The sequence below is a fragment of the Limnohabitans sp. INBF003 genome (genome assembly GCF_055396645.1).
In genome coordinates this window covers 860,176-874,576 of the sequence record NZ_AP029222.1, presented here as the reverse complement: position 1 = coordinate 874,576, position 14,401 = coordinate 860,176, and the positions used below count along the sequence as shown (strand labels likewise).

The following is a 14,401-nucleotide window of genomic DNA, read 5'->3' as shown; positions in this document are numbered from 1 at the left end:
TACTTGCACCCATGAACATCGCCGACCTGCGCAAGAGCTACGAAAAAGCCGAGCTCAATGAAAACGCCTCCCACGCCGACCCACTCAAGCAATTTGAGCAATGGCTGCAAGAAGCCATCGCCTCCGAAGTGCCCGAGCCCAACGCCATGACGCTGGCCACTGTGGCCAGCAACCTGCGCCCCAGCACCCGGGTGGTGCTGATCAAGGGCTACGACGAGCGCGGCATTGTCTGGTACACCAACTACGCCAGCCAAAAAGGCCAGGAACTGGCAGGCAACCCATTTGCAGCACTGCAGTTTCACTGGGTGGAGCTGGAGCGTGTGGTGCGCATTGAGGGCCGGGTGGAGAAAGTCAGCGACGAAGAAAGCGATGCTTACTTTCACAGCCGCCCACTGGACTCGCGCATCGGTGCTTGGGCTTCACCCCAAAGCCAGGTGATCGACGGGCGCACCGTGCTGGTAACCAATGCCGCCAAGTACGCGGCGCAGTTCATGCTCAACCCGCCGCGCCCGCCGCACTGGGGCGGCTACCGGCTGGTGCCCGACCAGTGGCAATTCTGGCAAGGGCGCAAGAGCCGTTTGCATGACCGATTGCGCTACACCCCCCAAGGCGATCGGTGGTTGCGCGAGCGGCTGGCACCCTGACCGATCTGCTCATCGCCTCCGAAGCTCAAGCGGGCAACAAGGGCAGCACCGCCATCACGGCCGACACACTGAGGATGGCCATGGCCGTGGACACGGCCACGCCAGCCGTTACCGCATCTTCTTCTTTGCGGTAACGCTGCGAAAACAAAAACACATTGGCCCCGATCGGCAAAGCCGCAGCCACGGTCATGACCGCCAGGTGCAGCCCCCGCAGGCCCAGCAACCAGCCCACGCCGAGCATCAGCGCCGGGTGCAACACGGTTTTGACCGCTGACAAGCGAAGCGCCAGACCGAACTGGCGACCAATGGGCGTGAGTGACAGCGTGATGCCCACCAAAACCAGCGCCACGGGCCCGAAAGCACTGCCCAACAAAGCCAGCGGACGGTCCACGATGGGGTGCAAGCCCCAACCCGTTTGGGCATAAGCCAAGCCCACCAGGATCGGCAGCGGCACCGGGTGGATGATGGCGTTGCGAACGGCCGACGCCACCGTGCGCCAGACAGGTTTGCGCTCACCCGACAAGGCCGCTTGTTCATGGGCCACCTGCAACTCCAGCACCAGCGTGGCGGCGCTCAACAGCACCAAGGCGTGCAACGAAATCAAGGTGAACAACAGCACCAGCCCCTCTTGCCCGTAGGCCAGCCCGATCAGCGGCACGCCGATCATCAAGGTGTTGCTGAAAATGCTGGCCAGCGCCAGCACCGAGGCACGGCTGTTGCCGCCGTAAATCCACAACATGGCCGCAAACAAAGTGCCCGCCACCAGAAAATACTGCGCCACCGGTTTGAAGTCGAGCTGCTCGATGTGCACGCTGCTCATGGTGCGAAACAGCAAGGCCTGGGTCAGCACCAGAAACACCAGATTGGACAAATCTCGCACCGACTCGCCGCGCACCAACTTGGCCTTGCCTGCGACAAAGCCGATGAAGATGAGCAGCACCACCGGCAACAAAGAAGACAGGACGGGGTGATCAAGGTTCATGAAGCCGTTCAAGCACGCACCAGGCGTGCAAAGGTCTTCCTGAACTTGTCCACCTTGGGCGCAGCCACGGCCATGCAGTAGCCCTGGTAGGGGTTGCGCTCAAAGAAATCCTGGTGGTAGTCCTCAGCAGCGCTGTAGTTGGCCAGCGCCAGCACTTCGGTCACGATGGGTTGGCCAAAAGCCCGATCGGCCGACAACTGCGAGATCAGCGAGCGGGCCATCTCGGCCTGCTCGGGCGTGGTGAAGTAAATCCCGCTGCGGTACTGTGTGCCCACGTCGTTGCCTTGCCGATTGAGCGTGGTGGGATCGTGGATCACAAAGAAAATTTCCAGCAGCTCACGGGTGCTGATCTGCTCAGGGTCATATTCGAGCTTGACCACTTCGTTGTGCCCTGTGCGCCCAGTACAGACGTCTTCATAAGTGGGGGCCACGGTGTGGCCATTGCAATAACCCGACTCCACATCGGTCACCCCACGCACCTTGACGTACACCGCCTCGGTGCACCAAAAGCACCCACCACCCAAAACCAATGTTTCCGTCATGTCGTTTCCCCTGCAATGACCCACCGCTCACCTGTGTGCAACGGCGCTTGATTATCGGCCGTGCCCGACATCGGCCTGAACGGCTTGCACAAAGTCCTTCAGTGCCGCCTGGTCTCGGTCGCTGCGCCACAGACAACGCGTGTCGTAACGCACATCCACGGTTTGCAAAGGCACAAACACGGCCCCTGCCAGCGCAGACTGTTGCAAAGCCTGCGGCACCAGCGCCACACCCAAGCCCTGCGAAACCAAAGACACCACGCTCAACCAGTGCCGCAATTCATGCACAACTTGGGGCGTCCAGCCCGCCTGCTCGCACCACATGAGGATGCGTTCGTGGTAATCGGGCGACACGGTGCGTGACACCACCACCAAGTCCTGCCCACGCAGCTGGTCCAGGCTCAAACTGGCCGCACCGGCCAAAGCATGGCCCACAGGCAAACACGCCACCAAGGGCTGGCTGGCCACCAAAATTTGCTCAAAGCCGGGTGGCACCCGGGGGGTGTGGACAAAGCCCACATCCAGCCGGTCGCGCAGCAGCTCGGACAGCTGCTCGGTCGAACTCAGCTCGCGCAAGACCAGACGCAAACGGGGGTGACTGGCCTGAAAACGACCCATGATTTGCGGCAGACCGCAATACAGCATGGTTCCGGCAAAGCCGATGTGCAGCTGGCCCGACTGGCCTTCGGCCACGTCACGTGCCTCCCGGGCAGCCGCACCGGCTTGCGCCAGCAAAGCCCGTGCGGCAGGCACAAAGGCCAAACCAGCCGCCGTGAGCTGTACGCCCCGGCTGTTGCGGTTGAACAATTGCGCACCCACCGAGGCTTCGAGCTGTTGGATGTTCAGGCTCAAAGGAGGCTGCGATATCGACAGGCGCTGGGCAGCGCGCCCAAAATGCAGCTCCTCGGCCAGCATCAGAAAATAGCGCAGGTGACGGAATTCCATGAATTAAAAAAATGTATTGATGCATCGATAATTGATATTAGACAACTATTCATCTCACCCTGACAATCCACTTCAAGACTTTTAACGGAGACCTCCACCATGGCCACAAACAAAAACACCTTCAACTGGGAAGACCCCTTTCTCCTCAGCGCCCAACTGACCGACGACGAGCGTCAGGTGCAAGAGGCCGCCCGCGCCTACTGCCAGGAAAAACTGCTGCCCCGCGTGAAAGACGCGTTCCTGAATGAAACCACCGACGTGGCCATCTTCCGCGAGATGGGTGAGCTGGGCCTGCTGGGCCCGACCATCCCCGAACAATATGGCGGTGCGGGCTTGAACTACGTCTGCTACGGCCTGGTGGCCCGCGAAGTCGAGCGCGTGGATTCGGGTTACCGCTCGATGATGAGCGTGCAGTCGTCCTTGGTGATGGTGCCGATCAACGACTTCGGCACCGAAGCACAAAAGCAGAAATACCTGCCCAAGCTGGCCCGTGGTGAGTGGATTGGCTGCTTCGGCCTGACCGAACCCAACCACGGCTCGGACCCCGGCAGCATGATCACCCGCGCCAAAAAGGTCGACGGCGGTTACAGCATCAGCGGTGCCAAGATGTGGATCACCAACAGCCCGATCGCCGATGTGTTCGTGGTCTGGGCCAAGGACGACGGCGGCCAGATTCGCGGCTTCATCCTCGAAAAAGGCTGGAAAGGCCTGTCGGCCCCTGCGGTGCACGGCAAGGTCGGCCTGCGCGCCTCGATCACTGGCGAAATCGTGATGGACGAGGTGTTCTGCCCTGAAGAAAACGCTTTCCCCGAAGTGCGTGGCCTGAAAGGCCCCTTCACTTGCCTGAACAGCGCACGCTACGGCATCGCCTGGGGCGCATTGGGTGCCGCCGAAGACTGCTACTTGCGCGCCCGCCAGTACGTGATGGACCGCCAGCAGTTCGGCCGCCCCTTGGCCGCCAACCAGCTGATCCAGAAGAAGCTGGCCGACATGCTGACCGAAATCAGCCTGGGCCTGCAGGGCTGCCTGGCTTTGGGCCGCATGAAGGACGCGGGCAACGCCCCGGTTGAAGTGACCAGCATTCTCAAGCGCAACAGCTGCGGCAAGGCGCTGGACATCGCCCGCATGGCACGCGACATGATGGGCGGCAACGGCATCAGCGCCGAATACGGCGTGGCGCGCCACTTGGTGAACCTGGAAGTGGTCAACACCTACGAGGGTACTCACGACGTGCACGCCCTGATCCTGGGCCGCGCCATCACCGGGATTCCCGCTTTCTCGAATTGAGCGTTGGCCGACAACCACAAAAGGGCTGCCAAGGGGCAGCCTTTTTTGTTGGATTGACCCGTCCTGCCAGAGGTTGACACCTTTTCTTGAAAGAAAAGGCAAGTCAAATGGAATCAGGCATCAAGAGAACTCAGAAAGACTACACGCTGGCTTTTAAACTGGCTGTGGTCGAGCAAGTAGAAAAAGGCGAGCTGACCTACACACAAGCGCAGCAACGGTATGGGATCCAAGGACGCTCGACGGTGCTGGTGTGGATGCGCAAGCATGGACGCCAAAGCTGGGGCATTCAGGCATCATCGGCAGCCATGCCCCGAGACAAAACACCCACATCTCTGACACCCGAGCAACAGATCAAGGCCTTGCAAGTTCAACTGAAAGAGGCCAACGAGAAGGCCCAGTTGTTCGAGGCTGTACTGGACGTCCTGAAGAAGGACTATGGGGTGCGCGTCGTAAAAAAGCCTTTGGGCAAGTCCTCTCGCAGCAACTCGTCCAAGGGTTGAGTGTGAAGAGGGCTTGCCGCCATATGGGGGTGAGTCGCCAAGCTTACTATCAGGGCCAGCGGCGTCATGCCCAGCTTGAGAGTCGAAGCCAGGCGGTGGTGAAGTTGGTGCGAGATTGGCGTGTGCGACAGCCTCGGTTGGGCACACGCAAGCTGCACCATGTGTTGCACGAGTCACTGCAGCGTGCTGGCATTGAACTGGGGCGCGATGCGATGTTTGATGTGCTGCGCAACGCTGGCATGCTGGTGCCGCAGCGACGGGCGTATCACAAGACCACAGACAGCCATCACCGGTTTCGTCGCCATCCGAACTTGCTCAAGGCGGGGGCGCAGCAACTGTGCGCTACAGCCAGCGAGCAAGTATGGGTGGCCGATATCACCTACTTGCCCACGAACGACAAATTTGTCTACCTGAGCTTGGTCACTGATGCCTACTCGCGCAAGATCGTGGGCTGGCATGTGCACGACAGCTTGCAAACCGAGCCGGTAGCACAAGCCTTGAAAATGGCCTTGCGCACACGTCAAAGTGATCAACGCTTGGTGCATCACTCGGATCGGGGCATCCAGTACTGCTCGAACTATTACCAAGCCATTCATCAGCGCCACGGCCTGCTGTGCTCGATGACCGATGGCTACGACTGTTACCAAAATGCGCTGGCAGAGCGGGTCAACGGCATCCTCAAAGGCGAGTTGCTGTTGCAGCGCCCCGCTGATTTGGAGCAAGCGCGGCGGATGGTGCGAGAGTCAGTGCAGATCTATAACGACGAGCGCCCTCATTTATCGCTGAAAATGCAAACGCCCGATGCGGTGCATCGGGCGTCTTTGGCCGACATTCGTCGGCTTGAATCACCGTCCCAGGTGTCAACCTAATTTAGGACGGGTCAGATGCTCAAGGTGCGCCACCACCTTGACGAAGCCCTGCGCAGGGCTTACATTACTAACCAGTCAGTCATTAATAAAGCACCGTGACCCCCACAGACAACACCGTCCCGCACAAACGCGAACGCCGCAAGCAAGACCGCCCTGGCGAGCTGCTCGATGCTGCGCTCGACTTGTTCGTGGAAAAAGGCTTTGCCGCGACCCGGGTGGAAGAAGTGGCGGCACGCGCTGGTGTGTCCAAAGGCACGCTGTTTTTGTACTTTCCGAGCAAGGAAGACCTGTTCAAGGCCGTGGTGCGTGAGAACGTGGTCCATCCGGTGACCCAAGGCGCTGGCGAAATGGAGCACTTCAAGGGCACCTCCGGCGAATTGCTCGAATGGATGATGCTGCAATGGTGGCACCGCTATGGCGCCACCAAGGCGTCGGGCATTTCCAAACTGGTCATGAGTGAGGCCACCAACTTCCCCGAGCTGGCGGCGTTTTACCGCCATGAAGTCATCGAACCGGGCCAGGCCTTGGTCCGCACCGTGCTGCAACGGGCGATTGACCGAGGCGAGTTTCGGCCGGTCGATGTCGAGTTGGCTTTGCACTCGGTCATGGCCCCCCTGCTTTTTCTGGTCATGTGGAAACACTCCATGGGCCCATGCTGTCCGGTGTCGGAGCAAGTCAAGCCCGAACAATTCATCACCCAACACGCCCAATTGCTGGTGCGTGGTCTATCTTTACCTGAATCCCCATGAAACGTTCTACCCTTTGGATCCTCTCTGGCGTGGCTGCGGCCGCCTTGCTCGCGGGTGGCGCCCGCTGGGCCAGCCTGCGCAAGCCTGCCGCCGAAGTCACAAAAACAAGCACCCCTGTTGCCAACCAGATTGAGCTGAGCGCCAGCGATGTCATCGCAGCCCAGAAAATGGACATGGTTTTGGGTCTGCCGGTTTCGGGCACGCTGAAAGCCAGTCAAAGCGCGATGGTCAAAGCCCGCGTGACAGGCGAACTGATGGATTTGGTGGTGCGTGAAGGCGACTTGGTCAAGGCAGGGCAGGTGATCGCTAGGATCGACCCCACCGAATACCAAGCCCGTGAACGTCAAGCCAAACAGCAAGCCGATGCGGCACAGGCCCAAGTCGAGATTGCACAAAAGCAGTTCGACAACAACAAAGCGCTGGTGGACCAAGGCTTCATCTCGCAAACTGCGCTGCAAAATTCAGCGGCCAGCCTGAATGGCGCCAAGGCCACGCACATGGCGGCCGTGGCAGCGCTGGATGTGGCCCGCAAAGCCCTGGACGATGCAATCATCCGCTCGCCCATCAGCGGCCAAATTGCCCAGCGCCTGGCCCAACCCGGCGAACGCATGGCGCTCGATGCCCGCATTGTGGAGGTGGTCAATCTCAGCCAACTGGAACTCGAAGCGGCTTTGCCCGCCGCCGACGCCAGCCTGGTGCGCAGCGGCATGAAGGCGCAATTGAAGGTCGAGGGCATGGACGAGGCCGTCGCCGCCAAGGTCTTGCGCATCAACCCCGCAGCCCAAGCCGGCAGCCGCAGTGTGTTGGTCTATCTGGGCGTAACGGGTCAAGATGGCTTGCGCCAGGGCCTGTTTGCCGAGGGCAGCTTGGGCACCCGAACCGTCCAGGCCTTGGCCGTGCCGCTGTCGAGTGTGCGCACCGACAAGCCTCAGCCTTATGTGCAGGTGGTCGATGGCGAGCAAGTGCGGCATGTGACCGTGCAAACCGGCACCCGCGCCGAAAAAACCCTGCAAAACATCACCCTGACCTGGGTGGAAGTGCAAGGGCTCACCGAAGGGGCCCAAGTGCTCACAGCCAGCGCTGGCGCAGTTCGCGAAGGCACCCCGGTGAAGTTCACCGCTGGCGTGCGCTGAAAGAGGCCGACTCATGTGGTTCACCCGCGTCAGCCTGAAAAACCCCGTCTTTGCCACCATGGTCATGCTGGCCTTGGTGGTGCTGGGCCTGTTCTCTTACCAACGCCTCAAAGTCGACCAGTTCCCCAACATCGACTTCCCGGTGGTGGTGGTCAGCACCGAATACCCGGGCGCATCGCCTGAAATCGTGGAGAGCGAAGTCTCCAAAAAGATCGAAGAAGGCGTGAACTCGATCGCGGGCATCAGCGCCCTCACCTCGCGCAGCTACGAAAACCAGTCGGTGGTGGTGATCGAGTTTCAACTGAACATCAATGGTCGCAAGGCCGCCGAAGATGTGCGCGAAAAAGTGGCCGCCATCCGCCCCAGCCTTCGCACCGAAGTCAAAGAGCCCAAAGTACTGCGGTTTGATCCGTCTGCCCGCGCCATCTGGTCACTGGCTGTGGTGCCTGATGCTGGTACGGCCAAAGGCAAAGGCCCCACGGCGGTGGAGTTGACCAACTGGTCAGAGCAAGTGCTCAAAAAACGACTGGAGAACGTGCGCGGTGTCGGCTCGGTTTCTTTGGTGGGCGGCACACGTCGCGAGATCAACCTGTACCTGCAACCTGCGGCCATGGAAGCCTTGGGCGTGACCGCTGATCAGGTGGTCAGCGCGGTGCGCAACGAAAACCAGGACCTGCCCGTGGGCGCGATCCGCTCACTTGAGCAAGAGCGCATGGTTCAAATTGAATCGCGCATGAAGCGCCCAGAAGACTTTGAACGCATCATCGTGGCCCGCAAAGGTGGCACCTCGGTCCGCCTGTCACAGGTGGCACGGGTGCAAGACGGCGCACAAGAGCTTGAAACGATGGCTTTGTACAACGGCCAGCGCACCTTGTTGATGACAGTGCAAAAAGCCCAGGACGAAAACACCATCGACGTGATCGATGGCCTGGTCCGGACCGTGGCCGAGATGAAAAGCCAGACGCCTGCAGGCATCCGGCTGGAGCCCATCACGGACAGCTCGCGCCCGATCCGCGTGGCGGTAGACAACGTGCGCCGCACCCTGATCGAAGGAGCCATCCTGACGGTGCTGATCGTTTTCCTGTTTTTGAACTCATGGCGCTCCACCGTCATCACGGGCCTGACCTTGCCGATCTCGCTGATTGGCACCTTCATGTTCATGCAGATGTTCGGTTTCACCATCAACATGGTCACGCTGATGGCGCTGTCGCTGTGCGTGGGCTTGCTGATTGACGACGCCATCGTGGTGCGCGAAAACATCGTGCGCCATGTGCAAATGGGCAAAAACGCCTGGCATGCCTCGCTGGATGGCACGCAAGAAATTGGCCTGGCCGTGTTGGCTACCACCTTGTCCATCGTGGCGGTTTTCCTGCCGATTGGCTTCATGGAAGGCATCATCGGCAAGTTCTTCCACGAGTTCGGCATCACCATCGTGGCGGCGGTCATGATTTCGATGTTTGTCAGCTTCACGCTCGACCCGATGCTGTCCAGCATCTGGCACGACCCGAGCATCGAAGCGCATGGCAAGCACCACGCACCCGTGACTTTTTACGACAAGACCATCGGTCGGGTGACGGGCTGGTTTGAGCGCAGCACCGACAAATTGGCCGACGGTTATCAAACCATTCTGGCTTGGTCGCTGGTGCACAAGCGCAAAACCGTGCTGATGGCGGTGGGTGTTTTTGCGCTGAGCATTTTCATGATCCGCTTTGTCGGCACCGAGTTCGTGCCCAAAGCCGACTTTTCTGAAACCACCGTGAATTTCCAGACGCCTGTGGGCAGCTCACTGGAAGCCACCGAAGCCAAAGCCAGGCAAGTCGAAGCCATCATCCGCGAGTTTCCGGAAGTGCGCTACACCTTGGCCACACTCAACACGGGCAACGCTCTGGGCAAAAACAGCACCAGCATTTACATCCGCCTGATCGACCGAAAAGAGCGTCAGCGCAATGTCGACGAAATGTCGGGCATCCTGCGCGACCGGCTGAACAAAGTGCCGGGCATCACCGTCACCCATGTGGGCCTGCTGGATGCGGTGGGGGGCAACAAGCAGGTGGAGTTTTCCTTGCAAGGCCCCGACCAGCGCGAGCTGGAACGCTTGGCTTTGGGCGTGATGGACAAGGTGCGCAACATCCCCGGCCTGGTGGATCTGGACTCCAGCGTCAAAGCCAACAAACCCACCATCCGAGTAGAAGTGCTGCGCGACTCAGCTGCCGACCTGGGGCTGGGGACAGGACAACTGGCCGGGCCTTTGCGGACCCTGGTCGCAGGCCAAACCGTGGGCAACTGGCGGGCGCCCGACGACCAGACCTATGACGTGAACGTGCGCCTGTCGCCAGAAAGCCGCAATGCCCCACAAGATCTGGAACGCTTGCCCTTTGCTGTGGGTGCCGGGCCTGATGGCAATCCGCGCGTGGTGCGGCTGGGCCAGGTGGCCAAAGTCAGCGAATCCACCGGCTCCAACCAGATCAACCGCCGCGACCTGACGCGCGAAGTGGCCATCAACGCCAACACCTATGGCCGTGCTGCGGGCGAAGTGTCGGCAGACATCCGCAAGGTCATGGAAGGCGTCAACCTGCCACCGGGTTACCGCTTCCAGTTTGGCGGCTCTACCAAAAACATGGCCGAGTCGTTTGGCTATGCCGTGTCAGCCCTGGCGATGGCGGTGATCTTCATTTACATGATTCTTGCCAGCCAGTTCAAGAGCTTCCTGCAGCCCCTGGCCTTGATGACGGCCTTGCCGCTCACGCTGATTGGCGTGGTGCTGGCCCTGATGGCTTTCCGCTCGACTTTGTCGATGTTCTCGATCATCGGCGTGATCATGTTGATGGGCCTGGTCACCAAAAACGCCATTTTGCTGGTCGACTTTGCCATTCGGGCCAGAGAAGACCAAACAGACGCGGACGGACGCATCATCCCCGGCATGGAACGCAGCGCAGCCCTCTTGATGGCGGCCAAGGTGCGTTTGCGCCCCATTTTGATGACCACTTTGGCCATGATTTTTGGCATGGTGCCCTTGGCTTTTGCCATGACCGAGGGCTCGGAACAACGCGCCCCCATGGGCCAAGCCGTGATCGGCGGCGTCATCACCTCGTCTTTGCTGACGCTGGTGGTCGTGCCCGTGGTGTATTGCTACATGGATGACCTGGCGCAATGGATTCGCCGCAAAGCAGGCCTTGCCCCCGTCAGACAGGGACATGACGCTCCCGCCCCTTAAAATCACCCTTATTTAGCGACAACCCTTTCAGGAGTACCCCATGGATCTGAATCAAGCCCGATTCAACATGATCGAACAGCAAATCCGCCCCTGGGAAGTGCTGGACCCGCAAGTGCTGGCCCTGCTCTCGGTCGTGCACCGCGAAGACTTTGTGCCCTTGGCGCACAAGGCCCTGGCCTTTGTGGACATGGAAATCCCTTTGGGCTCTGCGCCCAACCAGGTCATGCTGGCCCCACGGGTTCAGGCCCGATTGCTGCAAGACCTGGCCGTGAAAAAAACCGACAAAGTGCTCGACATTGGTACCGGTTCGGGCTTCATGGCCGCCTTGCTGGCCCACCAGGCTGCGCACGTGCTGAGCCTAGAGATCGACGCCGATCTGGCGGCCCAAGCCCAAGCCAACTTGCAAAAAGCAGGCGTGAGCAACGTGACCGTGCGCAATGCCGATGGCAGCCAGGGTGCCACTGCAGATGGCCCGTTTGACGTGGTTTTGCTCAATGGCTCGGTGGCCGAAGTGCCCGCGGCCTTGTTGCAGCAACTCGCTGTGGGGGGCCGCCTGGCCGCCATCGTGGGTGACGAGCCCATGATGCGCGCCACTTTGATCACCCGCACCAGCGACAGCAGCTGGACCACCACAGAGCCTTGGGACTGCAATGCCCCACGCCTCAGTGGTTTCCCCGAGCACTCGCGTTTCCAGTTCTGACCACACCATGGAACAGATCACCCCCGCACAAATCGCCGATTGGGCCAAAGGCCAGGCACAACGCCCCATCCTGCTGGATGTGCGTGAAGGCTGGGAAGTGCAAACCGCCAGCGCCAAGACCGATGTCCTAGACCTGGTGCACATGCCCATGCAAACCATTCCGGCTCGTCTGGATGAGTTGGACAAATCACGCCCCATTGCCTGCCTGTGCCACCACGGTGGCCGCAGCATGCAGGTGGCCGCATTTTTGGCCCAACACGGCTTCCAGGTGGCCAATGTGGCTGGCGGCATCCATGCCTGGTCCGTGCAAGTCGATCCCACCATTCCGGTTTATTGAATCGGCTGGCTTCACTGAGTTTTGAAAGAATTCCCCATGAAACTGCGCATCTTGCCTTTGACTCTTTCCCTGGCTGCTGTCTTGACAGGCACCGCCCAAGCCCAAAGTCTGGTCCAACTTTACGAAGCTGCCAAGGGTTACGACGCGTCATTCAAAGCTGCGCAGGCTCAATACCAAGCCAATCTGGCCAAAGCCGAGCAAGCCAAAGCCTTGCTGCGGCCGACGGCCGGACTGGGTGCCACGGTGAGTGAATCTGATTTCGACAACAGAATCAGCGCAGCAGGAGAAGGCCGTTTTGGCACACGCACAGCCACACTCAGCGCCAGTCAACCGCTGTTCCGCCCTGCCAACTTGGCTGGCTACAGGCAAGGTCTCAAGCAGATTGATGTCGCCCAGTCACAACTGAAAGCTGCTGAACAAGACCTCATCGTGCGCGTCAGCCAAGCGTACTTTGACGTGCTCACTGCCGAAGAAAGCCTGGCATTTGTGAAAGCCCAAAAGTCGGCGGTTTCCGAGCAACTGGCAGCAGCGAAGCGCAACTTTGAAGTGGGCACATCGACCATCACCGACACGCGTGAAGCACAGGCCCGATATGACTTGGTCACCGCACAGGAAATTGCCGCAGACAACGATTTGCGCGTCAAAAAGCTGGCACTGGACCAATCTGTCGGGACCAAAAATGCACAACCATTGGCCCTGAAAGCGGGCGCCAACCTCAATCCGACTGCCACTGGCGATGCAGAAACCTGGGTCCAACAAGCCACAGAACAAAGCCCGGCCATTGAACAAGCTCGCACAGGGCTGGAAGTGGCCCAACTCGAAACTGAAAAAGCAAAAGCAGGGCACATGCCCACACTGGACCTGACCGCCTCCTATGGCGGCACTCGGTTTCGCAGCGGCGGCGTCCCATCAGCCTCCAGGGTAGACAACAACACGGGCACCATTGGTCTGAGTTTCAACCTGCCCTTGTACGCGGGTTCCTCGACCCAGAACCGCATACAGGAAACTGTTTCGCTGGAAGAAAAAGCCCGCAACGACCTCGAAGCCGCACAACGCACAGTCGCACAGGCCACCCGCACCGCCTTCTTCGGCGTGCAATCGGGCTTAGGCCAAGTCAAAGCCCTGGAAGCAGCCGAAGCCTCCAGCCAAAGCGCATTGGATGCCAACAAGCTGGGTTACCAAGTGGGCGTGCGCATCAACATCGATGTGCTCAACAGCCAAAGCCAACTCTTCCAGACCAAACGCGACTTGGCCAAAGCGCGTTACGACGTGCTGCTGGGGCAGCTGAAGCTGCGTCAGGCTGCGGGGGTGCTGAAGGTTGAAGATGTGCAGGCATTGAATGGGCTTTTTGCACGATAAATCCATTCTGAGGCGCGTGTAGGCAATGAAGTAAAGCAGCCAACCTGCAAGTCTGAAATAAAAATGCCAACCAAAATTTGGCTGGCATTTTTTATGCATGCAGCAGTTGCCGTGACTATTGATGCGTCAGAAGCGTTTTTTGAATCAACGAAAACGCATCAAGCATTCCAAGACAACAATTGATGCCCGTTCTCTTTCAGGACCGGCTGTGATGCATTCATGCGCTCGCCATCCAGAATACGCTGGTACTTTTCCAGATACCCTCGGGCCATCGCCACGTGGTTGAATTTTGAAACCGCCCATTCATGGCATTCACGAGAATCAAACTTCATACTCTGTACAGCCTGCGCCAGTTCGGCAATCGAGTTGGACAAATAACCGTGCTGCGGCAATACAAGCTCAGGCAATGCCCCGTAAGGCGTTGAAAACACCGGGTTACCAAAATACAGACTCTCAATCACGGCCAAGCCAAAAGGCTCATTCCAACGGACAGGAAAAATCATCCCCCTCGATTCGTTGAGCAAGCGAAATTTCAATGCACCACCCACCATGCCGTGAAAGTGGATGGAACGCCATGGCGTAAAGCGGAAGGTGCGCGACAAGTTCAGCCGCGTTCCGCCCAACACCGCCAACTCCACACCCGCTTTGCGCGCCACCTGAATCGCGCCTTTCAGGTTCTTGACTGGCCACGAGCCTTTGCCTAAGAAATGATGATGGCGACGCGGCATTGTCCAATCCACAGGCCCATAAGAAGCCCAGTCCAATCCGTTGTAGACAAATTCCTTAGAACCATAGCGGTCAGCATGGTTTTTTGAAATAAATACCGTATTCAGATTCAAAGGCAAAGGGGTCTTGGTGTTCCCGTGTTCGGTCACCAGATAAGGGAAATCAGGTTCATCCTCCATGCGAAACTGCAAGTGAACGAGATCAAAAGCATTTCGATGAATTTGACTCAAAATGTTCCGATCAGGATCGATGCTGATGACTTTTGCAAAATCACAGACAGAGCCTTCAGGTACCAAAAATGTGACTTCATGACCCAAGGCAACCAGCCCTTTCGCCAAATCCCAGATGACGCGTTCGGTGCCGCCATAAGAATGCACTGGCACGCTGAGCCCTTGATGAACAAGCAATATCTTCATA

General features: G+C 59.1%; 13 protein-coding genes. 9 read left to right on the top strand and 4 right to left on the bottom strand.

Features of this window, described 5'->3' with window-relative positions:
• Positions 1-11 precede the first annotated feature (11 nt).
• Positions 12-644: a pyridoxamine 5'-phosphate oxidase gene (pdxH, locus tag ACZ5VE_RS04190; protein ID WP_464456794.1), complete on the top strand. Its 633-nt coding sequence runs from the start codon at positions 12-14 to the stop codon at positions 642-644.
• 25 nt (positions 645-669) lie between these two features.
• Here pdxH and ACZ5VE_RS04185 read toward each other — a convergent pair whose 3' ends face one another.
• Genes ACZ5VE_RS04185 through ACZ5VE_RS04175 form a run of 3 tightly spaced genes read right to left on the bottom strand, consistent with a single transcriptional unit; the run spans position 670 to position 3,110 of the window.
• Positions 670-1,626, bottom strand: coding sequence for an AEC family transporter (locus ACZ5VE_RS04185; RefSeq protein ID WP_464456793.1), 957 nt, complete (start codon positions 1,624-1,626; stop codon positions 670-672).
• An 8-nt stretch (positions 1,627-1,634) separates the two neighbouring features.
• On the bottom strand, positions 1,635-2,168 hold the full coding sequence (gene msrA / locus ACZ5VE_RS04180) for a peptide-methionine (S)-S-oxide reductase MsrA (RefSeq protein ID WP_464456792.1): 534 nt from the start codon (positions 2,166-2,168) through the stop codon (positions 1,635-1,637).
• Between the two features lie 51 nt (positions 2,169-2,219).
• Entirely contained in the window at positions 2,220-3,110 is an 891-nt protein-coding gene (locus ACZ5VE_RS04175) for a LysR family transcriptional regulator (protein ID WP_464456791.1), read from the bottom strand.
• A 99-nt stretch (positions 3,111-3,209) separates the two neighbouring features.
• Between ACZ5VE_RS04175 and ACZ5VE_RS04170 the strand changes: the two genes are divergently transcribed.
• From ACZ5VE_RS04170 to ACZ5VE_RS04135, 8 genes are all read left to right on the top strand, one after another.
• On the top strand, positions 3,210-4,397 hold the full coding sequence (locus ACZ5VE_RS04170) for an acyl-CoA dehydrogenase (protein ID WP_464456790.1): 1,188 nt from the start codon (positions 3,210-3,212) through the stop codon (positions 4,395-4,397).
• A gap of 107 nt (positions 4,398-4,504) precedes the next feature.
• Positions 4,505-5,766 (top strand): IS3 family transposase gene (locus tag ACZ5VE_RS04165; RefSeq protein ID WP_464454783.1). Its coding sequence is split into 2 segments (ribosomal slippage): positions 4,505-4,862 and positions 4,862-5,766, totalling 1,263 coding nucleotides; the frame shifts between segments, so codons are not numbered across the junction.
• 95 nt (positions 5,767-5,861) lie between these two features.
• Positions 5,862-6,515, top strand: coding sequence for a TetR/AcrR family transcriptional regulator (locus ACZ5VE_RS04160; protein WP_464456789.1), 654 nt, complete (start codon positions 5,862-5,864; stop codon positions 6,513-6,515).
• A complete protein-coding gene (locus ACZ5VE_RS04155) occupies positions 6,512-7,648 on the top strand; it encodes an efflux RND transporter periplasmic adaptor subunit (RefSeq protein WP_464456788.1) in 1,137 nt (378 codons plus the stop codon). Before ACZ5VE_RS04160 ends, ACZ5VE_RS04155 begins: the two co-directional genes overlap by 4 nt.
• A gap of 13 nt (positions 7,649-7,661) precedes the next feature.
• Positions 7,662-10,862 (top strand): efflux RND transporter permease subunit, encoded by a 3,201-nt coding sequence (locus tag ACZ5VE_RS04150; protein WP_464456787.1) that lies wholly within the window; start codon positions 7,662-7,664, stop codon positions 10,860-10,862.
• 40 nt (positions 10,863-10,902) lie between these two features.
• A complete protein-coding gene (locus ACZ5VE_RS04145; protein WP_464456786.1) occupies positions 10,903-11,562 on the top strand; it encodes a protein-L-isoaspartate O-methyltransferase family protein in 660 nt (219 codons plus the stop codon).
• Between the two features lie 7 nt (positions 11,563-11,569).
• Entirely contained in the window at positions 11,570-11,899 is a 330-nt protein-coding gene (locus ACZ5VE_RS04140) for a rhodanese-like domain-containing protein (RefSeq protein WP_464456785.1), read from the top strand.
• A gap of 36 nt (positions 11,900-11,935) precedes the next feature.
• A complete protein-coding gene (locus ACZ5VE_RS04135) occupies positions 11,936-13,258 on the top strand; it encodes a TolC family outer membrane protein (RefSeq protein WP_464456784.1) in 1,323 nt (440 codons plus the stop codon).
• 158 nt (positions 13,259-13,416) lie between these two features.
• Here the strand turns inward: ACZ5VE_RS04135 and ACZ5VE_RS04130 are convergent, their stop codons facing one another.
• On the bottom strand, positions 13,417-14,400 hold the full coding sequence (locus ACZ5VE_RS04130) for a glycosyltransferase (RefSeq protein WP_464456783.1): 984 nt from the start codon (positions 14,398-14,400) through the stop codon (positions 13,417-13,419).
• Position 14,401 lies beyond the last annotated feature (1 nt).

Coding starts and splice junctions, on each gene's coding strand:
- pdxH (WP_464456794.1), top strand. CDS start 12: ATGAACATCGCCGACCTGCGCAAGAGCTACGAAAAAGCCGAGCTCAAT.
- ACZ5VE_RS04185 (WP_464456793.1), bottom strand. CDS start 1,626: ATGAACCTTGATCACCCCGTCCTGTCTTCTTTGTTGCCGGTGGTGCTG.
- msrA (WP_464456792.1), bottom strand. CDS start 2,168: ATGACGGAAACATTGGTTTTGGGTGGTGGGTGCTTTTGGTGCACCGAG.
- ACZ5VE_RS04175 (WP_464456791.1), bottom strand. CDS start 3,110: ATGGAATTCCGTCACCTGCGCTATTTTCTGATGCTGGCCGAGGAGCTG.
- ACZ5VE_RS04170 (WP_464456790.1), top strand. CDS start 3,210: ATGGCCACAAACAAAAACACCTTCAACTGGGAAGACCCCTTTCTCCTC.
- ACZ5VE_RS04155 (WP_464456788.1), top strand. CDS start 6,512: ATGAAACGTTCTACCCTTTGGATCCTCTCTGGCGTGGCTGCGGCCGCC.
- ACZ5VE_RS04150 (WP_464456787.1), top strand. CDS start 7,662: ATGTGGTTCACCCGCGTCAGCCTGAAAAACCCCGTCTTTGCCACCATG.
- ACZ5VE_RS04145 (WP_464456786.1), top strand. CDS start 10,903: ATGGATCTGAATCAAGCCCGATTCAACATGATCGAACAGCAAATCCGC.
- ACZ5VE_RS04140 (WP_464456785.1), top strand. CDS start 11,570: ATGGAACAGATCACCCCCGCACAAATCGCCGATTGGGCCAAAGGCCAG.
- ACZ5VE_RS04135 (WP_464456784.1), top strand. CDS start 11,936: ATGAAACTGCGCATCTTGCCTTTGACTCTTTCCCTGGCTGCTGTCTTG.
- ACZ5VE_RS04130 (WP_464456783.1), bottom strand. CDS start 14,400: ATGAAGATATTGCTTGTTCATCAAGGGCTCAGCGTGCCAGTGCATTCT.